At 64.5% G+C, this 24952-nt stretch carries 25 protein-coding genes; 19 read left to right on the forward strand and 6 right to left on the reverse strand.

What is annotated here, in order from left to right; translation table 11 throughout:
* Window position 1 precedes the first annotated feature (1 nt).
* A complete protein-coding gene (locus tag ACP15D_RS15845) occupies window positions 2–922 on the forward strand; it encodes a 50S ribosomal protein L11 methyltransferase (protein ID WP_424958395.1) in 921 nt (306 codons plus the stop codon).
* An 8-nt stretch (window positions 923–930) separates the two neighbouring features.
* Here ACP15D_RS15845 and ACP15D_RS15850 read toward each other — a convergent pair whose 3' ends face one another.
* On the reverse strand, window positions 931–1347 hold the full coding sequence (locus tag ACP15D_RS15850; RefSeq protein WP_424958396.1) for a hypothetical protein: 417 nt from the start codon (window positions 1345–1347) through the stop codon (window positions 931–933).
* A gap of 182 nt (window positions 1348–1529) precedes the next feature.
* Here ACP15D_RS15850 and ACP15D_RS15855 point away from each other — a divergent pair, with 182 nt between their 5' ends.
* The gene (locus ACP15D_RS15855) at window positions 1530–2111 is read left to right on the forward strand and encodes an NnrU family protein (protein ID WP_424958397.1); all 582 of its coding nucleotides are present in this window, start codon (window positions 1530–1532) and stop codon (window positions 2109–2111) included.
* 47 nt (window positions 2112–2158) lie between these two features.
* Window positions 2159–2605, forward strand: coding sequence for an MOSC domain-containing protein (locus ACP15D_RS15860; RefSeq protein WP_424958398.1), 447 nt, complete (start codon window positions 2159–2161; stop codon window positions 2603–2605).
* A gap of 64 nt (window positions 2606–2669) precedes the next feature.
* Here the strand turns inward: ACP15D_RS15860 and ACP15D_RS15865 are convergent, their stop codons facing one another.
* Entirely contained in the window at window positions 2670–4412 is a 1743-nt protein-coding gene (locus ACP15D_RS15865) for a L,D-transpeptidase family protein (protein ID WP_424958399.1), read from the reverse strand.
* 202 nt (window positions 4413–4614) lie between these two features.
* Between ACP15D_RS15865 and panB the strand changes: the two genes are divergently transcribed.
* The 11 genes from panB (at window position 4615) to ACP15D_RS15920 (ending at window position 14127) form a co-directional block, all read left to right on the forward strand.
* Window positions 4615–5529 (forward strand): 3-methyl-2-oxobutanoate hydroxymethyltransferase, encoded by a 915-nt coding sequence (gene panB / locus ACP15D_RS15870; RefSeq protein WP_424958400.1) that lies wholly within the window; start codon window positions 4615–4617, stop codon window positions 5527–5529.
* 144 nt (window positions 5530–5673) lie between these two features.
* Window positions 5674–6447: a tetratricopeptide repeat protein gene (locus ACP15D_RS15875; protein ID WP_424958401.1), complete on the forward strand. Its 774-nt coding sequence runs from the start codon at window positions 5674–5676 to the stop codon at window positions 6445–6447.
* Between the two features lie 8 nt (window positions 6448–6455).
* Window positions 6456–7835, forward strand: coding sequence for a PQQ-binding-like beta-propeller repeat protein (locus ACP15D_RS15880; protein WP_424958402.1), 1380 nt, complete (start codon window positions 6456–6458; stop codon window positions 7833–7835).
* A 93-nt stretch (window positions 7836–7928) separates the two neighbouring features.
* The gene (gene der, locus ACP15D_RS15885; RefSeq protein ID WP_424958403.1) at window positions 7929–9290 is read left to right on the forward strand and encodes a ribosome biogenesis GTPase Der; all 1362 of its coding nucleotides are present in this window, start codon (window positions 7929–7931) and stop codon (window positions 9288–9290) included.
* 139 nt (window positions 9291–9429) lie between these two features.
* Window positions 9430–9723 (forward strand): hypothetical protein, encoded by a 294-nt coding sequence (locus ACP15D_RS15890; RefSeq protein ID WP_083556246.1) that lies wholly within the window; start codon window positions 9430–9432, stop codon window positions 9721–9723.
* A gap of 255 nt (window positions 9724–9978) precedes the next feature.
* Window positions 9979–10452, forward strand: a complete 474-nt coding sequence (locus ACP15D_RS15895) for a DNA polymerase III subunit chi (protein WP_424958404.1) — start codon at window positions 9979–9981, stop codon at window positions 10450–10452.
* A gap of 253 nt (window positions 10453–10705) precedes the next feature.
* On the forward strand, window positions 10706–11581 hold the full coding sequence (locus tag ACP15D_RS15900; RefSeq protein ID WP_424958405.1) for a 23S rRNA (adenine(2030)-N(6))-methyltransferase RlmJ: 876 nt from the start codon (window positions 10706–10708) through the stop codon (window positions 11579–11581).
* Window positions 11582–11796: 215 nt separating this feature from the next.
* Complete coding sequence (locus tag ACP15D_RS15905) at window positions 11797–12009, forward strand: cold-shock protein (RefSeq protein ID WP_072375260.1); 213 nt, start codon at window positions 11797–11799, stop codon at window positions 12007–12009.
* Between the two features lie 154 nt (window positions 12010–12163).
* Window positions 12164–12463, forward strand: coding sequence for a hypothetical protein (locus ACP15D_RS15910; RefSeq protein WP_424958406.1), 300 nt, complete (start codon window positions 12164–12166; stop codon window positions 12461–12463).
* Window positions 12464–12719: 256 nt separating this feature from the next.
* Entirely contained in the window at window positions 12720–13055 is a 336-nt protein-coding gene (locus ACP15D_RS15915) for a hypothetical protein (protein ID WP_424958407.1), read from the forward strand.
* A 139-nt stretch (window positions 13056–13194) separates the two neighbouring features.
* Window positions 13195–14127, forward strand: a complete 933-nt coding sequence (locus tag ACP15D_RS15920; RefSeq protein WP_424958408.1) for a hypothetical protein — start codon at window positions 13195–13197, stop codon at window positions 14125–14127.
* Between the two features lie 70 nt (window positions 14128–14197).
* Here the strand turns inward: ACP15D_RS15920 and ACP15D_RS15925 are convergent, their stop codons facing one another.
* The 3 genes from ACP15D_RS15925 to chpT form a co-directional block, all read right to left on the reverse strand.
* Window positions 14198–14980: an ABC transporter permease gene (locus tag ACP15D_RS15925; RefSeq protein WP_424958409.1), complete on the reverse strand. Its 783-nt coding sequence runs from the start codon at window positions 14978–14980 to the stop codon at window positions 14198–14200.
* Window positions 14977–15588, reverse strand: coding sequence for an ABC transporter ATP-binding protein (locus ACP15D_RS15930; RefSeq protein WP_424958410.1), 612 nt, complete (start codon window positions 15586–15588; stop codon window positions 14977–14979). Before ACP15D_RS15930 ends, ACP15D_RS15925 begins: the two co-directional genes overlap by 4 nt.
* 83 nt (window positions 15589–15671) lie before the next feature.
* Window positions 15672–16313, reverse strand: a complete 642-nt coding sequence (chpT, locus tag ACP15D_RS15935) for a histidine phosphotransferase ChpT (RefSeq protein ID WP_424958411.1) — start codon at window positions 16311–16313, stop codon at window positions 15672–15674.
* A 188-nt stretch (window positions 16314–16501) separates the two neighbouring features.
* Between chpT and cysQ the strand changes: the two genes are divergently transcribed.
* The 3 genes from cysQ (at window position 16502) to ACP15D_RS15950 (ending at window position 20062) form a co-directional block, all read left to right on the forward strand.
* Complete coding sequence (cysQ, locus tag ACP15D_RS15940) at window positions 16502–17389, forward strand: 3'(2'),5'-bisphosphate nucleotidase CysQ (protein ID WP_424958412.1); 888 nt, start codon at window positions 16502–16504, stop codon at window positions 17387–17389.
* A 118-nt stretch (window positions 17390–17507) separates the two neighbouring features.
* Complete coding sequence (locus ACP15D_RS15945) at window positions 17508–18374, forward strand: DUF1134 domain-containing protein (RefSeq protein ID WP_424958413.1); 867 nt, start codon at window positions 17508–17510, stop codon at window positions 18372–18374.
* A 182-nt stretch (window positions 18375–18556) separates the two neighbouring features.
* Window positions 18557–20062 carry a hypothetical protein gene (locus ACP15D_RS15950; protein ID WP_424958414.1) on the forward strand — a complete coding sequence of 502 codons (1506 nt, stop codon included), beginning with the start codon at window positions 18557–18559 and terminating at the stop codon, window positions 20060–20062.
* A 54-nt stretch (window positions 20063–20116) separates the two neighbouring features.
* Here the strand turns inward: ACP15D_RS15950 and ACP15D_RS15955 are convergent, their stop codons facing one another.
* On the reverse strand, window positions 20117–20506 hold the full coding sequence (locus ACP15D_RS15955; RefSeq protein WP_424958415.1) for a bactofilin family protein: 390 nt from the start codon (window positions 20504–20506) through the stop codon (window positions 20117–20119).
* A 624-nt stretch (window positions 20507–21130) separates the two neighbouring features.
* On the opposite strand from ACP15D_RS15955, the gene ACP15D_RS15960 reads away from it, so the two are divergent.
* Both ACP15D_RS15960 and ACP15D_RS15965 read left to right on the forward strand, forming a co-directional pair.
* The gene (locus ACP15D_RS15960) at window positions 21131–23071 is read left to right on the forward strand and encodes a hypothetical protein (RefSeq protein WP_424958416.1); all 1941 of its coding nucleotides are present in this window, start codon (window positions 21131–21133) and stop codon (window positions 23069–23071) included.
* A gap of 62 nt (window positions 23072–23133) precedes the next feature.
* Window positions 23134–24951: a GMC family oxidoreductase N-terminal domain-containing protein gene (locus ACP15D_RS15965; protein WP_424958417.1), complete on the forward strand. Its 1818-nt coding sequence runs from the start codon at window positions 23134–23136 to the stop codon at window positions 24949–24951.
* Window position 24952 lies beyond the last annotated feature (1 nt).

The raw sequence follows: 24952 nt of genomic DNA on the forward strand, positions 1-24952 counted from the left end.
CATGCGCATCGAATATCACCGCACGCTCATCGCCGACCGAGTCCGCAACGCTGCTTTCGAAAAGGCTTTGCGCTCAGTGATCAAGAAGGGCGAGACGACCGTCGCCGATATCGGCACCGGCACCGGGCTTCTCGCCTTGATGGCCGCTAAGCTCGGCGCACGTGAGGTCTATCTCTACGAGACCGCCGAGGTTGGCGGCGTTGCCGAAAAAATCCTGAAAGCAAACGGGGTCCGAAACTGCCATCTCATCCCGTGCCATTCGACCGAGATGGTCGACCCGCCACGCGTCGACGTCGTCGTCTCCGAAACGCTCGGCAACTACGCCTTCGAAGAGCACACCATTGAGACGCTCGCCGATGCGAAGAAGCGCTTCCTGAAGCCGGGCGGGGTACTCATTCCGCGCGCACTGAAGCAGTTCGTGGCGCCCGTTGTCGGCGACCGCATCGCGCGCGACTTCGCCGCCTGGGACGCGACAGGCTTCGACCTCTCAGTCGCCCGCCTGATGAGCCTCAACAACATCTACGTGCGCACGCTGAAGCCGGCTGAACTCCTCAGCGCTAAGGTCTGGGACGAGATTACCTTTGGCACCGATGCGCGTTCGGCCCGCAAGGGCGAGACCAGCTGGAAGCTCGATGCAGCGACGACAATTCACGGCTTCGCTGTCTGGTGGGAGGCGGAGCTGACACCCGGCGTTCACCTGTCCACAGCGCCGGACGCCCCACGCACGCACTGGGAGCAGCTTTATTTCCCGCTGCTCGCCCCGATCAACGCGGCCAAAGGCGAGACTGTCGGGATCAACCTGCGCTCGCGCACGACGCCCGAAGCTGGCACCCACGTGGCCTGGATTGCCACGCACAACAACGCCAAGGGCCGCGAAACCGCGCGCCAGTCGCTCAATCTCGATAAGGGGTACCTGCCGTAAAGGCAGCGTCAGACGCGCAGCAGCAGGGCCGCGAGCCCAATGATGCCGACCGCAATGGTGAGCGTCGTCGCCCACGCGATAGCGTGGCTCATCTTCTCCTGGCGATGTGCGCGCCGTGCGTTTTCGAGCCACTCCGCGCTGGGCGGCGTCATCGTCACCTGACCGAGATCGTCGATCACCTCATCGAGTGATCTCGGATCGGTCGGAACCGGCGCAGGCACTTCCACCTCGTTCGCGGTGAACGCTTCAGGCGCCGCCTTTTCTGCGGACTTGGCCATGAACTCAGCCGCATCGGGATGTTTTGGTTCGACGCGGGCCAAACGGCTCAAAAGCGGGCGGTGATGCATGGCGCGGGCGATCTCGCCGGCCAGCTGGTGGCCCTCGGAGCCGTCGTCGTTGGACTTCAGCTGAGCTTCGGCGCCCATGGCAGCTCTCCCTCATGGACCACATTTATCGCGGCCATCATGTTCCGGTGCCGGCGCGGCGCCCATCGGACAACCGGTTTGCACTAGCGGCCGGCGCCCCCGGCCACTAAACATGCGCGGGCGAGATGGCTGCAGCGTGGCAATGATTCGCCCGCTCTGGCAATTCCCTGGGGGAGGCGACAATGCTGGTAATGGTGCTTGGACTCATCGTTTTCTTTGCGATCCACATCGTTCCGACCAATGCGGAGCTGAAAAACGGGCTCGTCGCACGCTTCGGACCGACGGGATACAAGGGCATATTCGCCGTCGTCTCACTGATCGGCATGGCGCTGATCGTGCTGGGCTTCCACAAGCTCCAGCTGCACCCCGGCAAGAACCCCATCCTCTGGGATCCGCCGACTTGGACGCGCCACATCGCCATGCCGCTGATGCTGCTGTCGATGATCTCGCTCGCTGCGGCCTACATCCCTTCGCATATCCACGTCTGGCTCAAGCACCCGATGCTCGTGGCCATCAAAATCTGGGCGTTGGCGCATCTGCTGGCCAATGGTGACCTTGCTTCGCTCCTGCTGTTCGGCAGCTTCCTCGCCTTCGCCGTCTATGACCGCATCTCCGTGAAGCGGCGCGGCGATCTCGGCCCGCTCGGCAAGGGCTCCGGCCCGTGGATCAACGATATCATCGTCGTCGCCATCGGCGTCGTCCTGTACGCCGTTATCGTGTTCTATTTGCACGAGCTGGTGATCGGCGTTTCTCCGATGGCATGACCGGACGGCTGATCGGCATTGCATGGCGATCGGCGAGACGCGCGCCGATGCAGACCGTGGATGCCGTCGATATCAGTCTGGAGAGGGGTATTGAAGGTGATCACAAGGGCGCCAAATTCAAGCGCCGCGCCGTCACCATCCTCGCCATCGAGGATTGGCAGGCAGCTCTGTCAGACGTAGCGGTTGCGAGCTCCGATCCAATCGATCTCGATTGGACCGCACGCCGCGCCAACCTTCTTGTCGAGGGTGTCCGCCTGCCGCGCGCCATTGGCGCAACGCTGCGCATCGGTCCAGCCCTGTTGGAAGTAACCTATCCGACGACGCCCTGTGCCCGCATGGATGAAGCGCTCGCCGGACTGCGCAAAGCATTGCATCCCGATTGGCGTGGCGGCGTCACCTGCCGCGTGCTCGAAGGCGGCCGCGTGGCGCTTGGCGACCGCGTCGAGATCATCCACGCACCGCCCGAGCGCAAGGCGAATAGGCTTCCGGGCTGATCCTTCACGCAAACGAAAAGAGGCGCCATCGGCGGCGCCTCTTTCGATTTCATCGTCACGCTAATCAGTAGTAACGCGACATCGAGCTGTCGGGGCGGCTGCGCCAGGGTTCGACGATGAACTCGGTGCGCGCGCTCGTCTCGCGGCTGAGGCCGTAATCCGAGATGATCAGCGACGAGCCCGGCTTCATCAGCTCGGCGAGCTGCTCCTCGGCCTCTTTCGGGATCTGGATTCGCTCCAGCGCCGACTGCGCATCGGCATCATGGCCGCCGGCCACAACCGGTGCTTCGTCGTCGTGCCGGCGCTTCTTGCGGTTCGAGTACCACACCCGCGTGCTCGGCTTCAGCGTCACCGCGCTCCAGCGCAGCGCCTTTTCGCCGTTCGTGAATGCGGTCGCCGTCAGCACGTGCGTGCCCAGAGGCGCGCTCGGATCGGCGATCGTCACCGGCACGTCCATCACCTGCACGAAGCCGAGTTTGGCGACGAGCCGGCCCGTTTTGCGGCTGATGAATACCGACACGGGGTAGTGCTTGCGCTCCTCCAGCGCATCGGCGGCTGTCACCGCATCCTTGGCGGCCGTGACAGTGTCAGCGGCGTGCCCGGCATCATCGACAGCAACCTTGCGCGCTTTTTCCAGCGCGACCGCATCGGCCTCGGCCTGCTTTACCTTTGCCGATTGCGCATTTGCAGCGCGCTGCGCCGCCGCGGCAGCATCGACCGCGTCGAGCATCTTCGTCTCGCCGGCAATCTCCTCCGCCTTCATCTTCTCGAGCGCCGCGCCATCGATCTTGTCGACGTTCACCTTCGAAAGCTTCGCGGTCAGCGCATTGAACGTCGACGTGGCCGAGTCAGCCGTCTTGGCCAACTTGCGCGCGATCGCAGTAAGGCGGCCCTCTTCCTTGCGCTCTTTCTTGATCGTCTCTTTTGCGTCCCGCGCCGCGGTGGTGGCCGCCTGCACCTGCTGGTCGGCAGCAGCCTTTGCAGTTTCGGAGGCCACTATCGTCGCAACCAGATGCTCGCGCTCAGCGGCGCGTTCGGCGGCTGCCATGGCGCGCGTGCGCCGCAATGAGTTGCCGTTTTGCGGCACGATCATGTCGTGGATGTCGGACTGCGCCGAAGCAGCGGCAGGCACGGCACTCGCAGACGTGCTGGCAGTATCGTCGGGGGCCAGCGGTGCAATGAGATGCGGACTGCTGAATTCTTCCGGCTTCAGATCGGCTTCGCTGATGATGACGCGCGCACCGACATCGGTGATGCCAAACAGGTTTCGCGCGAAGCTGTAGGGAAGGCGGATGCAACCGTGCGAGGCCGGATAGCCCGGGATATCGCCCGCATGCAATGCCACGCCGGAGTTGGTGACGCGCTGCATGAACGGCATCGGCGCACCACCGTAGAGGTTCGAGTAGTGCGTGCGGTTCTTCTCCAAGATGCTGAACACGCCGGTGGGCGTTTCATGGCCGCGCATGCCGCTCGATATCGGCGACTTCGCGATCTGCTTGCCGTCGTCATAGACGGTGACGGTCTGATTGTTGATCGACACCACGAGCACCAGGGGGCCCTTGGGTTTCGGCAGCGTCGAAGCCTGTTTGTCGTCCGTAGGCTCGACATAGCGCGGAGCCGCCCGGCGCGCCCGCCGCGGCTTCTGCTGCCAGGAACCCGAGTTGCCCCATCCCCCCCAGGGGTAGAACTGAGCCTCGGCCCGCTCGGGGGTCGCCGCGACCAGGAGGCTGGCTGCGAGCAGGGCACCGATTGATACGTGCAGGCGGCCGGACGCGGCGCCGACAACACCTTTTGCGATCTTGAGCAAGCAAGGCCCCCGAAAACTGAGAGTGTCTCTGAAGAGTTTGCTCTATCTGATAATTTTAACCCTAAATCTTCGTTAGCAACGCCATGAAAACAAATTCTTTTTGAAGGTTGCTTATCGCCATCCACCCACCGCCCCTGGCCTTGCCGCCCCGTCATCACTAGCTTCGCGCGACGTCGCGGCGAGAATAGAGTAAGTTGAAGTCATGTCCGTACACTCGACCCAGAAGCGCCTGATGGCGCCCGACATCGCCGCCATGAAGAAGCGCGGGGAGCCCATCGTGGCCCTCACGGCCTATCATGCGCACACGGCAGCCATCGCCGACCGGCATTGCGATTTCCTGCTCGTCGGCGATAGCCTCGGCATGGTCATGCACGGCTTCGAGACCACCGTGCCGGTGCCGCTCGACCTTATGATCATGCATGGCCGCGCCGTCGTTCGCGGCGCAAGGCACGCGCTGGTCGTGGTCGATATGCCCTTCGGCTCCTACGAGGAAAGCCCGGCCGTCGCCTTCCGCAATTGCGCCCGCGTCATGAAGGAAACCGACTGCGGCGCCGTTAAAATCGAGGGTGGGCGCCGCATGGCTGAGACCATCCGCTACCTCGTCGACCGGGGCATCCCGGTCATGTCGCACATCGGCCTGACGCCGCAATCCGTCAATGTCATCGGCGGATTCAGGGCCCAGGGCCGCCACCGCGACGAGTGGGCAGCCATCGAGGAGGACGCACGCGAGGTCGCCGAGGCCGGCGCTTTCGCCATCGTGCTGGAAGCGATCACCGAGCCGCTGGCCGCCCGCATTACCGCCGCCGTTCCTATCCCCACCATCGGCATCGGCGCCTCATCCGCCTGCGACGGCCAGATCCTCGTCATGGAAGACATGCTGGGTATAAGCCCGCGCGTGCCGCGCTTCGTGAAGAAGTTCGGCAAGGTCGGCGAAGCCATCGAGGGTGCCATCCGCGACTACGCCGAGGACGTCCGTAAACGGGCTTTCCCGACCCCCGAGCACACCTACGCCATGCAGGACGGTGCCCCGGTAAAGAGGCAACAGGCCACCGAGCGTGTCTCTGCAACCGGCGGCAGAGTCACGAAAAAGTCGAAAACCCCGGCCAGCAAAGCGTAGGGCGCCTTTCAGGCTCCCCGGTCGGCGAACGCTGATCAATCGCTTGCACGGGGGGAGCCGTTGGCTATGTATGCGGCTTTCCGGAGCCTCGCCTGGGGCTCTCACAAGAACAACGCCAAGGTTCAGGGCTGAAAAGAGCAAGCGATGGCACAGACGGATGACGATCTTCTCCGCCAAGTCGAAGAAGAGCTTCGGCGCGAGCGTCTTGAGAAGATCTGGAAGCAATACGGCACCTACATCATCATCGCTGCGGCGCTGATCGTAGTCGGCGTGGCGGGCTACAAGATTTGGGAAAGCCGTCGTCTCGCCGCGGCCCAGGCCTCTGGCGCCACGTACGAAGGCGCGCTCCAGCTCCTCAACGACAAGAAGGACGGCAGCGCCGAGAAGGAATTCGAGAAGCTGGCGAGCGATGGCGCCGCTGGCTACCGCGGACTTTCGCAGCTGCAACTCGCCGGTCTCCTCGCCAAGCAGGGCAAAAAGGCCGAAGCGCTCGCCGCTTATGATGCACTCGCCGCCAGCAGCAACGGCGACATCATGCTGCGCGAGTTCGCACGCCTGCAGGCCGCCGGGCTGCGCGTCGGCGACGTGGACTTTACCGATATCGAGAATCGGCTCACCCCTCTGATGGCCGATACCAGCCCCTGGCGCTACAGCGCCCGCGAGTTGCTGGGTCTGGCCGCCTTCAAGGCTGGAAAGATGAGCGAGGCGCGCACCATCCTGACGCCTCTGTTCGTCGACCAGCAGACGCCGCAAAGCATTGCCGAGCGTGCGCAGATCATCATGGCGGAGATCGCCGCGGGAGAGATCGCTAAGAAGGCTGACGCTTCGCCGCCCGCCGCCGAAGCATCGTCTTCCGAAAAGGCCAAGCCAGCGGACGCTGCGCCAGCAGCATCGGAACCGCCGGCCAAAAAGGACTAGGTGGGGATATGAGGGGACGGGTGAATGGGGCAGGGCTGATCGGTGCCGCGCTTTGCATCGGCGCGTCGCTAGCCGGTTGCGCTGGCGATGGACCCTCGCTCCCTAAGATCGCCAGCCTCAACCCCTTCGCTGAAAAGCAGGTGGCGCTTCCCGGCAAGCGCATCCCGGTGATGCAGCAGCCCGGCGTTGAAACGGGTGAACTCGCCGATGCGTTCGCCCCCATCACGTTGCCCGCTCCGCGCGTCAACGACAACTGGGCTCAGCCCGGCGGCGAGCCGAGCAATGCTCCCGGAAATCTGGCGTTCAACGGCGGCACCAACGTCGTTTGGACGGCCGGAGCCGGTACCGGCTCTGGCAGCAGTGGACGTCTTACCGCGCGCCCCGTCGTGTACGGTGGTTATATCTTCACGCTCGACGCCGACGGCACCGTCGCTGCATTCTCGACCACGAACGGCAACGCCGCTTGGCGCACGTCTCTGAAGCCGAAACGCGAATCCAGCGGCCCCTGGTACACCCTCGGGCTCGGCGGAAGCAGCAGCGGTGGTGGCTTCGGCGGTGGCTTGGCATTCGACAACGGCCGCCTCTATGCGGCGACCGGCTACGGCAACGTCGTCGCCGTCGATCCGCAGAACGGCAAGGCGATCTGGGAGAAACAACTCGAAGCTCCCGTCCGTTCTTCGCCCACAGCGGTCGGTGATCGCGTCTATGCCATCACACTCGATGGCCGCTTCTTCTGTCTTGCTGGTGCCGATGGCGGCGAGTTGTGGTCGGTCCGCGGCCTGCCGCAGCAGGCAAGCCTGATCAACAATGCCAGCCCTGCCGTCGACGCCGGCATCGTCGCCGTGCCCTATCCTTCAGGCGATCTCGTCGCCCTGCGCATCGCCGACGGCTCGACCGCCTGGACCGAGAGCCTTGCCCGCAGCCGCACCACATCGCAGATCGCCTCTATGAGCGACGCCGCGCGCCCCGCCATCGACAACGGCACCGTATTCGCCGTTGGCCATGCCGGCCGCATGATCGCAACGCAGGCCGAAAGCGGTGAGCGTCTGTGGTCCATCAACGTCCCCGGCACGCAGACGCCGTGGGTCGCTGGCGGTAGCATCTTCGTCGTCGATACCCAGGGCCAGCTCATGGCCCTGTCGCGCACCGACGGCAAGACGCAGTGGACGGTAAAGCTCCCCGGCAATGGCGCCTGGGCCGGGCCCACCCTTGCGGGCGGGACGCTGTGGCTCACGTCGTCTTCAGGAAACCTGGTCGGCGTCGAGGCGACGACTGGCCGGGTGGTGACCCAGAAGGAGCTTGGTGGTTCCTTCTATATCGCGCCCATCGTTGCCCAGGGGCGCATGTACGTCCTCAACGACGACGCTAAGCTTATTGCGCTCAATTAACCCCGCTTAACCGATCAGTCGGCGGGGATGGCTATCTTAACGCCAGCGAATGCGCGATAAGCGCCGCTCAACGCAGCTGGTCCATCCGTCCGAATGTCCACCGCCCTCCCTGTCATCGCCATCATCGGCCGTCCTAACGTCGGCAAATCGACGCTGTTCAACCGGCTGACCGGCAAGCGCACCGCGCTCGTCTCCGACATGCCGGGCCTGACGCGCGACCGCCGCGAGGGCGAAGCCGATCTCGGCGGACACCCCGTGACTATCGTCGACACCGCCGGTCTTGAGCAGGCCAAACGGGGCTCCATCGCCGAGCGCATGCGCCAGCAGAGCGAAGCCGCCATCGGCACCGCCGATCTCATTCTCTTCGTCGTCGATGCACGCGACGGCGTCACGCCCGACGACAAGTCTTTCGCGCGCATCGTCCGCGCCTCTGGCCGTCCCGTGATCCTCGTCGCCAACAAGAGCGAAGGCCGCGCGGCCGAGGCGGGCTTCTATGCAGCTTTCGAGCTTGGGTTCGGTGAGCCGACGGCAATCTCCGCCGAGCACGGCGAAGGTCTCGGCGATTTGATCGTCGAGATGCTGTCGGCACTCGGCCTCAAGGAAACCGCCGCCAGCGACGTTGAGGAAAGCGCGACTGCGCGGCCCATCCGTGTCGCCATCGTCGGCCGCCCGAACGCCGGCAAGTCGACGCTGGTCAATGCCTTCCTCGGCGAGGACCGCATGATCACCGGCCCTGAGCCCGGCTTGACGCGCGACAGCGTGCCGAGCGACCTCGAATGGGCGGGCCGCAAGGTGCGCCTGTTCGATACCGCAGGCCTCCGGCGCAAAGCCAGAATCAACGAGCTCGCCGAAAAGCTCAGCGCCTCCGACGCTATCCGCGCCATCCGCTTCGCCGAAGTCGTCGTCCTGCTCGTCGATGCCGAACGCCCGTTAGAGCACCAGGATCTGACCATCGGCGACCTCGTCACCGAGGAAGGCCGCGCGCTCGTCATTGCCGTCAATAAGTGGGACCTCGTCGAGGACAAGCAGAGAGCGCTGAAGGACCTGCGCGAGACGCTCGCCGAACGTCTCGCTCAGGTGTCTGGCGTTGCGCTCGTTCCAATCTCCGCTCTCAGCGGACGCGGCATTGACCGTTTGTCGAAAGCCGTGCTGGAAGCCTACGACATCTGGAACCGTCGCGTGCCGACACCCGATCTCAATCGCTGGCTTCAAGAGGCCTTGGCACGTCACGCGCCGCCCGCTGCCGCCGGACGCCGGATCAAGATCCGCTACATCACGCAGCCGTCGACGCGCCCGCCGACGTTCATTGCCTTTTGCTCGCGGCCGGAAGAGCTGCCGAAATCATATTTGCGCTACCTGACGAACAGCCTGCGCGAAGCATTCAAACTGCCGGGCGTGCCCTTGCGCCTGAACTTGCGCAAGGGCGATAATCCGTACGCTAAGCATAAGAGCTGAAGGCATTTTTCCGTTGTCGCGGCACGTCTGTCACTGGCTTCGAATCGTTGCCTGCGCTACTCTGGATTCGCAAACTCGTAGCGGGAATCCGGGTTTGCGGGCTGCGGCTCGGGGGAAGCTCTAACGAGAAATCAGATATATGCAGATGTGCTCTGACAGCCGGGTGCGCCCGGTGGTTCGCGTTGCCGCTCTGGCCGGCGGTGCTGCGCTTTTCGCGATTGCATTTGGTTCGGCGGCGAATGCCTACTCTTCACGCGTCAACTCTGCCTGTGAGCGCGATTACTATCGCCACTGCGCCAAGTACTCGATCGGCACACCCGAGCTGCGTAGCTGCATGATGGCTTCCCGCCGCTCGCTGTCGCGCCGTTGCATCGACGCGCTGGTCGCCGCCGGCGAAGTGCCCAAGCGCTATCTGACCAGCATCAAGAAGTAAGCGCTCAGTCTGTCGGACTCGAGAGGGTCGGACCTGAGAGGGGAATGCAGCGGGCGGGAGTAGCGGCGAACCCGAAGATGCCGCTAGCTCCACCGCCCGCACGGACGACAGCCGCACGTCTGGCGCCGCTCCGGACCCCGATAAGTAGGTAAGCCAATAGGGCAGCGCAAGGGCCAATTGTCTTTGCGCTGCAGCATCTACGACTGCTCCATCACGCGAGCGTGCATCGCGTCGGAGAGCGGGTATAATTCCCGCATGACATCGCCCTCATCATCGTCTCCGACCGAAGTCCTTTTCTACCACCTCGAGCAGCAGACGCTCGAGAAGGTGCTGCCGAGCCTCGTCGAGAAGACGCTCGAGCGCGGATGGCGTGCTGTCATTCAGTCGGGGTCGCAGGAGCGTCTCGCTGTCATCGATCAGGCACTGTGGACCTACAAGGACGATAGCTTCCTCGCCCACGGCTCGGCCAAGGATGGCTTCGCCGCAGAGCAGCCTGTCTATCTGACGACGACAGGCGAAACACCGAACGGAGCCGGAGTGCGCTTTCTCGTCGACGGCGCCGAGGCCGAGGCATTTACCGGCTTCATTCGCATCGTCTACCTGTTCGACGGCAACGACACCGACGCCGTGAAGATCGCGCGCGCGCAATGGACCGCCGCTAAAGGCGCTGGCTGCCCCGTGACCTACTGGCAGCAGAGCGCGTCCGGCAAATGGGAACGCAAGGCTTAGGGTCCAGACCGACCAACACGATGGCGCCCTCCCAAAAAAAGAACCCCGCGGGGGTGGCGGGGTTCGAAGTTGGGAGGAGGTGGAGCGATCCCGAGAGGCCCGTCCGGCGCGTCGGCCTTCAGTGCCTCTCATGAACGGATATTCGCCCTGATCTTCCCCGCGCGCCGTTCCCAGCGGAACAGGCGCGGAAAAAAGCGCGTCCCCTGCTGGGCATCCCTTGACACCGCGCGGCCCGGCGCGCTGATCGCTGTCCATGAATTACCGCCACGCCTACCACGCCGGAAACTTCGCCGACGTCGTCAAGCACGCGACGCTCTCGCTCGTCATCGAGCACATGAAGCTGAAGCCCGCGCCGTTCCGCATCATCGACACGCACGCTGGCATCGGCGTGTACGATCTCGCTTCCATCGAGGCACACAAGACAGGTGAATGGCGCGAAGGCATCGGCCGCGTTCTCGATGCAAAGCTCTCGCCCGAGGTCGAGCAGGTCCTCGCACCGTACTTGTCGGTGGTTCGCCAGTTGAATCCCGCCGGCGCCGTCATCCGCTATCCCGGCAGCCCGCTGATCGCGCGCGAGTTGATGCGTGCCGACGATCGCCTCGTCGTCAACGAACTGCATCCGGAGGACCATCAGGCGCTGACCCGGCTATTCGCGCACGACCCGCAGGTGAAAGTGATGTCGCTCGATGCCTGGACGGCAGTGAAAGCTTTGCTGCCACCACCCGAGCGTCGCGGCCTGGTGCTGATCGATCCCGCGTTCGAGCAGCCTGGGGAACTCGATCGGTTGATCACCGCGCTGAAGGAAGGCGTCCGCCGTTTTGCTGGCGGCACTTACCTTCTGTGGTACCCGATCAAAGAGCAGCGGCCCGTTGCTGCCTTCCGCAAGAAGGTCACCGAGCTTGGCCTATCGAAAGCGACAGCCTACGAGTTGACGATCCGCGATACGCAAGACGAGACGCGCCTCAACGGCGCCGGTCTCATCGTCATCAATGGACCATTCACGCTCGCCGCCAAGATGAAGGCGTTGCTGCCCGAGCTTGCGCGCGTACTGCAGCAGGCGAAGGGCGGCGGGTTCCGCGTTGAAAATTTGGGAAACGAGGATCCGGGCGGCGTCAAGTCAGTTGAGTGAGGTGTTGCGTCGCAGATGGTTTTCCTTGATACTTTCCCGGCTCGGGCAAGCAATCGTCCCGGCGGAGACTTAGAGTAGCTTTGAGATTATGGCGCGCATGTCGTGCTCACTTACATTTCCCCCCGCATTGCGAACAGTTTCCCGAGCTTCCCCCCGGTGCGGTCTCTGCTGAGCCGCGCCGTTTTCATTGACTGCGCACGTTAGGAGAATTCGCGATGCGCCAGAGCGGTACCGTCAAATTTTACAACGCCCAGAAGGGTTATGGCTTCATCAAGCCCGACGATGGCGGCAAGGACGTGTTCGTGCATGTGACTGCGGTCGAGCGCGCGGGCATATCCAATCTCGATGAAGGCGCGCGCATTTCTTTCGAAACCGAACCTGACAAGCGCGGCAAGGGCCCCAAGGCCGTGAATCTCCAGTCGTCCTGACGACGCCCGGCGCCATGCGGACCCCTGCCGCGTGGCGTCACCCCGCCGCAACGATCCCCTCATTTTTTCAACTGACGACCGCTCGGCGATGGGCAAGCGCCCGCGTCTACGGCAATCTCCCCTATTGTATCTACCGTAGTCCGGGGAGCTTAGAATGATGAAGTCGATCGGGGCGGCCGCTGTTGCCGCCACTTTGGTGTTGGCCGGCTTTGCTGGCGACGCCGAGGCGAAGTGCTTCAAGAAAACCGCGTCCGGCACCGCGCCCAGCATGGATGGCGCCAAGTTTCAGGTGAAGGAAGCCATTCTCCAATCGTTCGATTGGGGCGTCTGGGCCGCTTTCATGGCCTCCGGTTCCACGCCGGGTTATCGCGTCAGCACGCCGGCCTATAAGTGCAAGCCCGGCGGTCTCGGCTACAACTGCGTTGGCACCGCGACCATCTGCAAGACCGGCTGAGGCTTGCCGCAAGACCAAATCGGCACAATTTAACTGGCCTCGTTAACCATTCGCTGGTGGCTCGGCGCGATAATGGCTCTGAAGTGCTGGGAAACCGGCTCTTCGGCGCCTGGGCCACATCGGGTCCAGCGTGGTTAGCGGGTGACACGGCTCGGCAAAAAGCCGAACGGCACGGACTTTCACACGCCAGAACGGCGTTTTCCGTTATCCTCCCGCCCTACATTCGGGGTGGTTTGGAAGATACAAGGACAGGACAATGAGCCTCATTCGCGTTTGCACCGGGATCGTCGCCGCGGCCGGCTTCCTGACGCTCGCCACCCTTATTGGCGCTGGCGACTATGTCGCCCCGGGCGCCTACGCTGACGAGAGCGTGCAGAAAAAGAAGAAGAAAACGGTGCGTCGCAAGGACGGCCGCACGTACGCCGTCGAGCAGGGGGCCTCGCCTGCGGAGATCGCTCGCTACTTCGCCCTCTATGGCGGCTACATCGATCCGTCGATCAACAAGCAGTCTCCGGGCGGCCCGTTCGATAGCGGCTTCTTCTTCGATTCGGGCATCGGCCCGAACGGCGGCGATTCACCCTACATGAACTGAGGCATTTGCGTCGCCGCGATTGCGCTATCTTTCTCCTGCACAGCTTTGCAAGCTCGACGCCTAGGCAGGGGTAAAGTGCCCCGATATAAGGCTTTGAGGATTTGGACGTTTATGTCCGCGCCGACGGGGGATTAAAACAATGCGCGCTACGCCATCAATCGCCTTTGCGTCAGTGCTGCTTGGGACAGTCGCCGCGTTCTCGCTGCCTGCAGATGCCGCTTGCAAGAAATTCGGCTTCACGGTCAACGACTACGGCAAAGAAGGCCCGACCAACGACGCCAAGAACCTGCTCGACAAGCACATCACCGAGTGGGCCACAAAGAACGGCGTCACCGACTACTCCACCGGCAAGAAGACGGTGAGCTGCGAGCTTTTCCTCGACGTCATCCTTTTCGACGAGCACACCTGCACCGCTTCGGCGACGGTGTGCTGGGGGCCGGACGCCAAGAAGCTCGGTAGCCAGTCCGCTGCCGCACCGGCCGAGGAATCTCCGTCGGGCGCACCGCCGGCTCCAGTGCGTAAGGCCGAAGCGCTCGGCACCGCCACGCAGCAGGCAGCAGCACCAGCCAGCGCCGATGCCGCCGCGGCTGAGGCCGATGTCTCCACCGACGCGCCTCCTGCCACCGACACCGCTGCGGTTGAAGCCGCACCGACCACGCCTGTCGAACACATCGCCGCTCCCGCCGAAGTGCCAGCGGCTGCACCCGCCGTTCACGCTGCTCCGCCTGCAGCACCGCCCGCTCCGAGCCAGGCTGCAGCAGCGCCTGCCGCCCCGGCGACTACGGGCGCCGTTGTCGAGACGGGTGCTCTGCAGGCCGGTCAGAACTTCGCGCCGCAGGATCAGCGTCGGGCTACCGCCGTCGCTCCCGAGCCCGATCGCGCTGCCGCCGCAGCCGCAGCTGCTTCGGCTGCTGCTGCCGCAGAGCGTGCAGCTCAGGCTGCCGAGACCGCTGCCAGCGCTGCCAAGGAAGCCGCTGCAGCAGCGGTCGCCGCCAGCGCCGCAAGCAAGCGCGGCGCAACGGTGCCCCCGCTCAATCAGGCATCGGGCTCCCAGCCGGGGCACGCTGAATAAGCGATCGACCTCGATGAATATTCCAACGCCCGCGCTCGTCGCGGGCGTTATCGTTTCAGGTTAAGGCTCGTCACATCAGCCGCAGCCGGTGCCGAGCGTCAGTCAGCAGCACAACGCCCCCGACCGCCGCCAGCAGCGATGCAAGTGCCGTTGCCCCCGCGATCAGGAACATGATCAGCACCTGATATTTCGCCGCCCCGATGGGATCGGCCCCTGCAATGATCTGACCGGTCATCATGCCGGGTAGCGCCACGATCCCAGTTGTGGCCATCGAGTTGAGCATCGGCATCATGCCCGTGCGCAAAGCCGAGCGCAGCGGCCCCGAAAGCGCTTCGAGGCGCGGCGCTCCAAGTGCCAGGCGCGCCTCGATGGCACCACGTTCACGCCGCGCCGCCTCGCTCAGGCTGTCGAGCACGAGGGCAACGGCCGTCATCGTATTTCCCAGCACCATCCCGAGGATCGGTAGGATGTAGCGCGCCCCGTACCATGGCGTCGGCGTAATGACGAAGCCGACACCGAAGATCGTCACGAACGTGCCGACGAACAGCAGCGTCGACCCGCTCAGCGCCATCAGCGGCCAGGTCGGAAGCTGCCCGCTGAGCCTGCCCGCGATCTCCAGCGTCGCCGCTGCGACCATGATCACCGCAAACCCGGCGGTCCACACCGGCGACGTCTGCGCGAAGATCAGCTTCAGCACGATGCCGATCAGCGCCAGCTGGATCACCATGCGTACCGCTGCGATGGCGATGCTCTTTTCCAGCCCGAGCCGGAACGCCCACGAGATCGCGCCATTGGCAATCAGCAGCGTCGCTGCGAGCACCAGGTCGAGATAGCTCAACGGCACGTAGCTCATGGTGCAGAAGCCTCTGTCGCAGTTGCGGTGCTGGACAGAACCAGGCGCGCATCTGCGAGACGCTTTACCTGCGCGCCGTTGTGGCTGACGAGCACGACGCTCCGCCCCGCCAGCATTTGAAACCTGATCAACTCTTCTACGAGCGCCGTGCTTTGCGGATCGAGTGCGCCGGTTGGCTCATCCAATAGCAGCACCTTGGGCTCGTCCAGCAGCGCCCGGACCAGCGCCAGTCGCTGCCGCTCGCCCGTCGACAGCACGGCAACGGGTCGATCCAGGGCGCCGGCATCGAGATCGAGCGACACCAGCAGCCGATTGAGCTTTTCAGCGGATGCTTTCGGCGGTAGGCCACCGCGCGGCGTGTCCGTCCACCAGGCGGGTTCGGCAGCGCAATAGCGCACCAGCCGCCGCCACTCGAACGGCGAAACCTCATGCCGTTCGACGCCGTCGATGAACACCTGTCCTGGCGCGGGATCGAGATCGGCGATCGCGCGCAACAGCAGCGTTTTGCCAGAGCCCGACGGACCTTCGACCGCAAGGCACTCTCCATCTGCAACCTCGAACGTGAGGGGCCGCAGCTTCCCAGCCTGCAATCGTTCAACGCGCAGCACGGAGTATTCCTTCGGCTCAATGGCCGCCGAGGAGGCTTAGCAGGTCACGTCGCCGTCCCTGCTACAGCCGGCGCGGAGCGCCTTTAAGTGTGCTTCGCAGAAAGGAGGATGTCGGCACCGTCCTGCAGCACTGCAAGGCGCATCTCCGCGCTCGTCGCCAGCCGGCAGGTGTAATAGGCCTGGATCGTCATCGCGTCGAGCGGCGGCGTGTGCTCGCCCGAGATGAACTCGGCAAGGTGCAGCGGCGCGCGTGCGTTGGTGCCGCGGCAGCGCACGAGGAAGCTTGGCGTCTCCATCGTGCCGGCCATCTGCACTTCGATGTCGCCGCCGCGCGGCAGAGCCGTGATGGCGCTTGCGATCATGTTGAGCAGCAGCTTGGCTTTGTCTTTCGGCATGTGCCCGGGCGGGCATTTCCAGTTGAGGGTATGCTTGCCCTTGCCGACGAAGCCGCGCGAGATCTGCTCGGCCGTGCCGAGGTCGATCATCGCGCCCGCAGATCCAGCCGCCCCGAACGCGAAGCGGCAGAACTGCAAGCGCGCCGACGCCTGCTCCGTCACGTTGCGGATCACGTCGAGGGCGTAGTTCTTGGCCTCCTGGTCGTCGTCCTCGTCGAGGATTTCCAGACCATTGTAGATGGCGCCGACGGGGCCGATGACGTCGTGACAGATTTTGCTTGAGATGAGTGCCGCGAGTTCAAGATCAGTCGGATTGGCGCGCTCACCCATCGATGCCCCCTTCGAGATGTCGCAGAAACGAATGCTGATAGCCGGATTTTGAGACCGGCAGGCGGGACGCCCTCAACGCGCGCCAACTGGTCCGCTTGCGAAGTGCTGTCGCCATCTGATACACGCGCCGCAACTTCCATGCAAAGGTCGGCCCCGCGAATTGCTTCCCGTGCGGTGAAGTAGGCAACATGCGCGGTAGACCGGCCATAAGTCGGCCGATACTGGCTGGCGAATCAGGACGCGAACGGCAGATGAGGCTAGAGGAATACGGATCGTTGGTCGAGGCATTGCTTCCCGCAGTGATGGCTGCAGGACGTGTCGAGATGGGCCATTTCGCTGCCGGCGTCGAGGTTTCGACCAAGGCAGATACGACACCGGTGACGATTGCCGACCATGAGGCGGAAGAGATCCTCACCGAAGCGCTGCACCAAGTGTCGCCAGGCATTCCCGTCATCGCCGAGGAAGCAGTCGCGGCAGGTCGCGTGCCCGCGGTCGAAGATGCATTCTTTCTCGTCGACCCGCTGGATGGAACGCGCGCCTTCATCAAAGGCAGCCCCGAGTTCACCATCAACATTGGGCTCATCGTCGGCCACCAGCCGGTGTTCGGCATCATCTACGTGCCGGCCCGTAGCGAGTTCTTCGCCACGCTCGGCCCTAATGACGCGATCGAGGCCAACATCTCCACGGACGACGTCTCGCCGTCCCTTTCGCGCTGCAACCTGAAGCGCCTGGTGACCCGCGAACCCGACCGCAACGCGCTGGTCGCCTTCGCCAGCCGCTCGCACGCGACGCAGGACACCGACGAGTTCTTCAAGCATTTGCCCATCGCCGAACGGCGTAAAGCGAGTTCGTCGCTGAAGTTCTGCCTCATCGCCCGCGGCGAGGCCGACCTCTACGCCCGGCTGGGCCAGACCAGCGAATGGGATACCGCAGCCGGACAGGCGATCCTCAATGCCGCCGGCGGTTGCGTCACCACGCTCGATGGCAAGCCGCTGCAATACGGCAAGCGCGAGGGCGGCTACGCCAACCCCTATTTCGTCGCCTGGGGCCGCGAACCGCTGCTCCCGCCGCAATAACGCCAAGCGCGCTCCCGCCGCCGGCCACACTTTCGCGCAACTTTGCGCTGAAGGATCGTTGCCAAGTAGGCCGCGGCCGGCTGACCGCATCAGACCTGCAACCATGATGGATATTCCGATGGCGCTGCATTCGCGCGGACGTCACATTCGTTCCACCCTTGCTGCCTTCGCCGCTTTGGCCTCGGTCGCGGCTTTCGCACCTCAGGTCTACGCCCAGGAAAGCTCTGGCGACGGTTATGGCGCCTATTCGGGCGGCCGCACCGGCACCGACGATTCCTATAAGCCCCCGGCCAATGACGCGAATCAGCCGCAATCGGGAGGTTCGGCCGGCCAGTCACCCTATCGCCCCGGCGGAGCTTATCGCGAGGACGATAACTATAGCCGCTACGACGACCGGTCTGCCGCCGCGCCGCAAGAGCCGGCCCCTGGCTACGGCGAGCCCTATCACGCGCCGGGCGAGCAGCCCTATGACGACCGCGGCGGCGGCGGACCGCCCCCGGGAGGCGGTTATTCACAAAATGAGATCATCGACGCGGGGGGCCGCTTCTTTGGCTCGGTCAGCAAGGGCCTCGCCAGCGTCGTCGAGTACGCCTTCCAGAAATCCGGCCGCCCGAACGGCTACATCCTGGGTACGGATGGTGGCGGCGCGTTTGTTGCCGGGCTGCGCTATGGTGAGGGCACGCTCTACACCAAGGACGCCGGCACCCATAGGGTCTACTGGCAGGGCCCCTCTATCGGCTACGATTTCGGCGGCGAGGGCTCCAAAACCATGGTCCTGGTCTACAATCTCCAGGACCCATCGCAGATCTATGAGCGTTTTGCGGGTGTGCAGGGATCGGCCTACCTCGTTGGCGGCGTCGGAATTCAGTTCCAGACCCACGACAATGTCACCCTGGCGCCGATCCGTTCGGGAATTGGTTTACGTCTAGGTGCGAACATCGGATATTTGAAGTATACCCGCACGCCTACCTGGAATCCGTTTTGAGTCGCAGCGCGGCTTCATGAGGTATGGTCCCGGTCGAAACGCGCTGGAATGGAAGCATTGCGCAGCCAACTCGCCAGTTTGAAGACTGAGGTCCAGCGCCTGCGCTCGGTGGCACTGCCGCGCGCGCTCATCGTCATTGTTCGCAGTCGGGGACCATTGGCGTGATCACAATCGAGATGGTCATGCTGGCGACCTTGGGCTTCCTCACGGCGGCCCTGCTGGCGCTGTTCATTGCACCGCTGTATCGGCGCCGCGTGGCGCGCCTCACCACCGAGGCGCTGAAGCGCTCGATGCCGCTCACCGAGACGGAAATCCGCGCCGACAAGGATCGCCTGCGCGCCGAATATGCCATCCGCATCCATAAGCTCGAGACCAAGGTGGACGAGGCCGCCGAGGCTTCCGCCCGCCAGATGGTCGAGCTCAATCGCCGCGACGCCAACATCTCCGAGCTCGAGGGCGAGCTGGCGCGCCAGCGCACCTCCCTGGAGGAGCACGAGAACGCCCGCCGCGTGCTTGAGCAGACGATCATGGATCGCCTGCCCAAGGTCGAGCATCGCCTCGCCGAAGCCCGCAAGCTGCTGTTCCAGCGCGACCGCGAGATTGTCTCGCTCACCCAGTCGAGCGAGAAGCAGGCCCGTGCCCTCGAGGAAACAACGCAGATCAACGCCCAGCAGACCGATGAGGTGCATCGTCTGAAGGCGGCTTTGAACACGCGCGCATCGAGAAATCGCGATGGTTTCGGTGATCCGCGCTATGACGGCGAAGTCGCCCTGCGCACCGAAATCGAAGCCCTGCGGGCAAAGACGCGTGAGCAGACCGCGCTGATCGCCCGCCTGCAGTCGCTCGTCGCCCGTGCTGGCCCGACCGCCGAAACCGCCGATGTCGTAACGGGCAAGGGCTCCGAGGCGATGCGCCCGGCCAAGGTCCGTGCCGCCGGAGCGACGGCTGCCGACGACGCAAAACCATCGCAGCGCGCCTTCGAAAGGCTGTCCGATACGCCCGACCCGCAGGCCCAGAACGAGATCCGCCGCCTGAAGTCGGTTAATCAGGATCAGGCCGCTGAGCTTTCGCGCATCAAGGCCGCCCTCTCCACCTACGAAGTGGCCGACAGTGACGACCGCGGCGTCAAGGAGAGCAAAATTGCGCTGAAGGCCCGCCTCTCCGCGCTGCAGGCGCTGACCGACGAGCAGACGAGCACCATCCAGGCCCTTCGCGCCGAGCTTGCCGCCGGCAACGAAAAGCTCGCCCGCCAGGCCGCCTACTTCATGGAAGAGATGCGCCGCCTTGGCTCGGTTCCCGCACCCGGGCCCGCCCGCAGGCCGGATGCCGCCGACCCCAAGCGCCCGCTCGCCGAACGCATCAATGATCCGCGCGTTGCCCGCTTCGTCCGCCCTGGCACCGACGGCCAGCCGGCAAGCCCCGAGAGCACGCCGGCGCCGGCCAACGGAACCTCTGCTGGAACCGCGCCCGCGGGCAATGCGTCTGCTGCCAATGCCGAAGCAGAGCCGCGCCGCGGTGGTGGCTTCCTCAAGGCTCTCGATGCCGCCACGCTTCCGGTCGAGACGCGCGTCGAGCACATGCCGGCGGGCGAGCACGCCAACGGCGAAAGTGCATCGCCCGAGATGAAGCGCACGCGCAAGGCGCGCCTGCTCGACCGCATCACCGGGCTCGACAAAAACTCAGCCTGAAGGCGTGCGTAAACAGGAACGCGGCAGCTTGAGCCGCCGCGCGCCAGCTCGATCTCAGCCCGCCGCGTTGCGATGCGTGTCGAGATTTAGCTCCGGCTGCCAGTCGCTGGCGTCCCGCGCGCTGCGCACGCGGCCGTCGAACTGAGCACCCTCTGCGATGATGAGGTTCTTCTGCACGATGTCGCCGCTGATGCGCGCCGTGTTGTGCAGCGCCACGGTCTCGCCCCGCAGCTGGCCGTTCACCGCGCCATGCACCGTCAGATTGCGCGCGCTCACGGACCCCGTGACCTTGCCGGTTTCGCCGACAGTGATGTCATCGCCGTGAATGTCCCCCGTGACCTCTCCGGCGATCAGAAGTGCGGTCTTGCACACCAGCGTGATCTGCTGCCCGAAGATCGCAAGGTCCGGTCCGATCACCGAAACCTGTCGCGCCGGTGACATCATCGGCGCCCCGGAGGACGACGGCGTGAAATCACGCGAGGCGGGAGACGTTGGCGGCGTCAGTGACGGTGCGCCAGGCACCTTTTGATCTGGTGGATTTGAACCCCGGCCGAACACGAACGCACCTCCTGCACCTTCCCCTGGGACTTTGTGGCAACGGACCACGGCCCGATGTGCGAATTATGTCGAGATATCGCCGCGATGCCGTGTTTTCGCGCGACTTGCCCCGCGGCGCTGGGTTTAACGTTAATCCGTGCGGGTTGGACGGTAAGTGGCAACGTCCGCCCACTTGATGCAAGCGCTGCTCGCCGCGGGGGTGCAATCCGTGAATGCGCGCGAGCCGCTCACTCTCTATCGGTCCGGACAGTGCCGCACACGTCATCATCGTAAGACCGCTTCCCGCGCGAAGGGATGCTCCGCCACCGGAGAAAAACGCACGCTCATGCTGCGTTCATCCCACACGTGATTTTTCTTGCGGCAGAGCGCCTGCGCTCGTCCTGCAACACCCGGTAACCTGCTCGGCTGGGCGTCCTGGACTCATCCGGGTGCCCAACCTAGAGTCACTCCAACTCAAGAGTGGGCCGGGGGGCACGCTCCAAAAGAATGTTTGCGTTCGGGGGATTTATAATGGCCGACGGGTCGGGGGAGATTGATTTAAGAGCACTCCCCAAGATGGTGCGCTGGTATAGCCCCGCGCATCTTGTCAGCACCGGCTGGCGCTCCGTCGTCTCGGAGATTTTCGGCCAATACGCTGACCAGCGCATCATGCAGGCGACGATCGACGGCTTCGCGCCCGAGATCATGAAAATGGTCGTCGGCCGCTATAACTACTCTGATCTTCGCCAGCTCGGCGACGGCGACAAGGTCTGGGTCGACTACATCGCCGACCTCGGCGACGGCTTCGATTCCACCTATGCGATGGCCTCGCTCGTCAGCCAACCGCAAATCGACATCGAAGGCGTCGGCGCGCTGCCGGGAGCCAAGATGCTGATCATGGGCGGCGATCAGGTCTATCCGTTCCCGACGCGTCAGGCTTATCGCGAACGCTTCGCCATGCCCTACGCAACAGCGCTGCCGCCGGCGCCCGATGGCGGTTGGCGGCGTCTGCTCTTCGTGCTGCCCGGCAACCACGACTGGTACGACGGACTTTCCTCGTTCGACCACATGTTCTGCAAGGCGCGCTTCGGCCACGCCTCGGAGAACAAGATCGGCGGCTGGCTCTGCCCGCAGCACCGCAGCTACTTCGCCATCCGCCTTCCGCACAACTGGTGGATCTGGGGCGCCGACATTCAGCTCGCGCAATATCTCGACGCCGGACAGATCCTCTACTTCGAGGGCATCGCCCAGGAGATGAAGGCGCACCCGACCGAAGCGCCAAAGCTCATTCTTTGCACCGCGGAGCCGAGCTGGAACTACGACAAAGACGAAAAGCTCCAGGGCGAAGACAATCTCTCGACGATCACCAAGATCGCCACTGATGCCGGCGCACGCGTCGCCGCCGTGGTCGCCGGCGACCTGCATCACTACAGCCGCTACGAGTCGAAGGAGACCGGCACGCAGTTCTTCACGGCCGGAGGCGGCGGCGCCTATTTCTCTCCAACCCACTATCTCGACGACACGCGCAAGGTGGCTTGGGGCGACAGGAAGCTCGAGCTGAACCTCAAGTGCCAGATCAAGGACGGCAAGCCGACCGGCAAGCCTTCGTGCTGGCCCTCACGGTCAGAGAGCCGCTGGCTCAGCCTGCGCACGCTTGCGTTCCCCTTTAGCAACTACGGCTATGCCGTCGCGCTGGGCATCATCTACTGGGTGATGATCTGGATGTTCTCGACTACGCCGTACAACGGCAAGACCGTCGGCGAGACCATCCTGCACGATCCGAGTTTCCACTGGTGGCCGGGAATCTTCATGCTTGCCCCGCTCGCCGCCGCAACGAACGTCATTCTCGGCATATGGTGCCTGGCGCTTTGGGTCGTGCTCTACGGTTACGCTGACAGTGCCTGGGGCAAGAAGGCCAAGCTGTTACTCGGCACGCTGCATTGGCTCGCGCACATCGCAACGATGATCGCGCTCTATTATGCCGTCTCCTACGTCTCGTTCTATCTCGTCGAGACCGCGTGGCCGCAGGCGCGTGAAGTCCTGGAAAACCTTGATCTGCGCACCACCGCCGACGTGCGCGAGCTCTTGCGCGCCATCGTCATATTCCCGCTCATCATGATTTTCATCGGCGGCCTCGTCGCCGGGTTCGTGTGGGGCGCCTACCTCACGATTTCCTGCCTCATGGGATTACATTGCGATCAAGCCTTCGCCTCGATGGCTATCCCTGACTACAAAAACTTCCTGCGCATGAAGGTCGAGCCCAACAAGCTGACGATCTATTCCATCGGCCTGCGCCGCACGCCGCGCCGCTGGTCGTGGCGCAAGACCAAGGATACGGGGCTCGGCGCCGTCGCTGGACCCGCCATCGTGCCCGCACGCCCGCTGCGTCCCAGCCTCATTGACGGCCCGGTCGAGATCCGCGTCGGCGCCTTGAAGCGGCCGCCGCAGGGTTCCGGTTCGGCGGTGGTGTGAAATCTAGAAGCAGCGCCGGGTTTTCCATGACGAGCGTTGCCGGTAACGGGAGACGGAAGAGCATGCAGGCGCGCCTGGCGATGCCCGCTTCTAAGCTCAAAGCGCACTACGACGTTGTCGTGGTGGGGTCCGGCTACGGCGCCGGCGTCGCCGCTGCTCGCCTCGCCCGCTGTGGCCGCAAGGTTGCCGTGCTGGAGCGCGGACGCGAATTCCTGCCCGGCGACTTCCCCGAGAACGTCCCCCAGGCGAGTCGTGAAACACAGGTTTCCGGTGCGCGCGGCCACATGGGATCGCGAACCGCGCTTTACGATGTCCGCGTCGGCGACGACATCCACGTCATGATGGCCTGCGGCCTCGGCGGCACGTCGCTGATCAACGCCAACGTCTGCCTCGCGCCCGATCCGCGCGTTTTCGACGATGCGGCATGGCCTTCCGCCGTGCGCCGCGACCGCCTGCTGGCCGAGGGCTACGTCCGCGCCCGCCATATGCTCCGGCCGGAAGCTTCCAGCCGCACGCAGTCATATGAGAAAGTTCGCGCGCTCCGCCTCGCCGCCTCCGCGTTCGAGCGCTCCGTCGAACCGATCCCGCTGCACGTCGCCCATACCAGCGGCCCCAACGCCGCCGGTGTGCATCAGGAAGCGTGCAAGGAATGCGGCGATTGCTGCGGCGGCTGCAACGTCGGCGCCAAGACCACCGTTGCCTCCACGTACATCGCCGACGCCGCGGCCTTCGGAGCCGAGGTGTTCACCGGTGTGCGCGTGCTCTCGCTCTCCAAGGACGAGCGCAACGGCTGGCGCGTCTGGGCCATGCCGACGGACGAAGACACCCCGCGCGGCCACAAGTATTTCGTCACCGCTGACATCGTCGTTCTCGGCGCCGGCACGCTTGGCTCCACCGAAATACTCCTGCGCTCCAAGGCTGAGGGACTTGCTCTCTCGCACTGGCTCGGCAGCCGCTTCACATCCAACGGCGATGCCATCGCGCTCGCCTACAACAACGATGTCGAGGTGAACGGTATCGGCGTCGGCGATCCCGCCAAGGCCGCCGTGCCCCCGGTCGGCCAGGCCGTCAACGCACTCATCGATCTGCGCGACACCAAGGACGTGCGCGACGGCCTAGCCATGTGCGAGTGCGCATTGCCCAGTGCCTTCGCGTCAGCGCTCCCGGCCTTACTTGCCCCCGGCGCCGCCGTCTTCGGCGAGCCCGAGAAGCGCACGCTGGGCGATGAGCTCGAAGCCATCGAGCGCGCCACCGACAGCCTGCTCAAGGGCGCCTATCAGGGCGCCGTCCACAACACGCAGACGTTTCTCGCCGTCGGCCACGATGCGGGCAACGGCGTGATGCGCCTCGAGAGCGACCGCATCGCCATTGAATGGACCAACGGCCCCGGCCAGCGCGTCTTCCAGCGCATCGAGGAAATGGTGAGGACGGCAGCGCACGCGACCGGCGGCAGCTACATGCGTAATCCGGCAACCGAGAAAATTTTCGGCGGCAACCTGATGACCGTGCATCCGCTCGGCGGCTGCACGATGGGCGAGACCAGCCGCACCGGCGTCGTCAACCACAAGGGCCAGGTGTTCGACACGAGCGCCGGCTCATTGCCTGATGCCGTGCACGAAGGCCTCTACGTTTGCGACGGCGCGGTCGTGCCGTGCCCGCTTGGCATTCATCCGCTGCTGACCATCACGGCGCTTGCCGAGCGCACCATGATCCATCTCGCGCACGATTACGGTTGGCACATCTCTGACGCGCCAACGCCCGCGCGCACCACAGAGCAGATTCCGGCTGCCGCACCGTCGGAGGAAAGGCCGCGCGAGCGCAGGCTTCCCTGGTTTGCGCGCTGGCTGAGGCGCTCACCGGCGCCGGTCGAGGGAGAGTGAT

Origin of the sequence: Hyphomicrobium sp. 1Nfss2.1, from assembly GCF_965243865.1 — a bacterium.
Lineage (GTDB): Bacteria > Pseudomonadota > Alphaproteobacteria > Rhizobiales > Hyphomicrobiaceae > Hyphomicrobium_A.

Bases quoted from the DNA above. Each gene is read 5' to 3' on its own strand.
- ACP15D_RS15925 (WP_424958409.1), bottom strand. From the start codon at position 14,980: ATGAGCTACGTGCCGTTGAGCTATCTCGACCTGGTGCTCGCAGCGACG.
- cysQ (WP_424958412.1), top strand. From the start codon at position 16,502: ATGCGCGGTAGACCGGCCATAAGTCGGCCGATACTGGCTGGCGAATCA.
- ACP15D_RS15860 (WP_424958398.1), top strand. From the start codon at position 2,159: ATGCAGACCGTGGATGCCGTCGATATCAGTCTGGAGAGGGGTATTGAA.
- ACP15D_RS15905 (WP_072375260.1), top strand. From the start codon at position 11,797: ATGCGCCAGAGCGGTACCGTCAAATTTTACAACGCCCAGAAGGGTTAT.
- ACP15D_RS15920 (WP_424958408.1), top strand. From the start codon at position 13,195: ATGCGCGCTACGCCATCAATCGCCTTTGCGTCAGTGCTGCTTGGGACA.
- ACP15D_RS15875 (WP_424958401.1), top strand. From the start codon at position 5,674: ATGGCACAGACGGATGACGATCTTCTCCGCCAAGTCGAAGAAGAGCTT.
- ACP15D_RS15855 (WP_424958397.1), top strand. From the start codon at position 1,530: ATGCTGGTAATGGTGCTTGGACTCATCGTTTTCTTTGCGATCCACATC.
- ACP15D_RS15960 (WP_424958416.1), top strand. From the start codon at position 21,131: ATGGCCGACGGGTCGGGGGAGATTGATTTAAGAGCACTCCCCAAGATG.
- ACP15D_RS15955 (WP_424958415.1), bottom strand. From the start codon at position 20,506: ATGATGTCACCGGCGCGACAGGTTTCGGTGATCGGACCGGACCTTGCG.
- panB (WP_424958400.1), top strand. From the start codon at position 4,615: ATGTCCGTACACTCGACCCAGAAGCGCCTGATGGCGCCCGACATCGCC.
- ACP15D_RS15900 (WP_424958405.1), top strand. From the start codon at position 10,706: ATGAATTACCGCCACGCCTACCACGCCGGAAACTTCGCCGACGTCGTC.
- ACP15D_RS15845 (WP_424958395.1), top strand. From the start codon at position 2: ATGCGCATCGAATATCACCGCACGCTCATCGCCGACCGAGTCCGCAAC.
- ACP15D_RS15915 (WP_424958407.1), top strand. From the start codon at position 12,720: ATGAGCCTCATTCGCGTTTGCACCGGGATCGTCGCCGCGGCCGGCTTC.
- ACP15D_RS15895 (WP_424958404.1), top strand. From the start codon at position 9,979: ATGACATCGCCCTCATCATCGTCTCCGACCGAAGTCCTTTTCTACCAC.
- der (WP_424958403.1), top strand. From the start codon at position 7,929: ATGTCCACCGCCCTCCCTGTCATCGCCATCATCGGCCGTCCTAACGTC.
- ACP15D_RS15945 (WP_424958413.1), top strand. From the start codon at position 17,508: ATGGCGCTGCATTCGCGCGGACGTCACATTCGTTCCACCCTTGCTGCC.
- ACP15D_RS15965 (WP_424958417.1), top strand. From the start codon at position 23,134: ATGCAGGCGCGCCTGGCGATGCCCGCTTCTAAGCTCAAAGCGCACTAC.
- ACP15D_RS15910 (WP_424958406.1), top strand. From the start codon at position 12,164: ATGATGAAGTCGATCGGGGCGGCCGCTGTTGCCGCCACTTTGGTGTTG.
- chpT (WP_424958411.1), bottom strand. From the start codon at position 16,313: ATGGGTGAGCGCGCCAATCCGACTGATCTTGAACTCGCGGCACTCATC.
- ACP15D_RS15850 (WP_424958396.1), bottom strand. From the start codon at position 1,347: ATGGGCGCCGAAGCTCAGCTGAAGTCCAACGACGACGGCTCCGAGGGC.
- ACP15D_RS15890 (WP_083556246.1), top strand. From the start codon at position 9,430: ATGCAGATGTGCTCTGACAGCCGGGTGCGCCCGGTGGTTCGCGTTGCC.
- ACP15D_RS15950 (WP_424958414.1), top strand. From the start codon at position 18,557: ATGCTGGCGACCTTGGGCTTCCTCACGGCGGCCCTGCTGGCGCTGTTC.
- ACP15D_RS15880 (WP_424958402.1), top strand. From the start codon at position 6,456: ATGAGGGGACGGGTGAATGGGGCAGGGCTGATCGGTGCCGCGCTTTGC.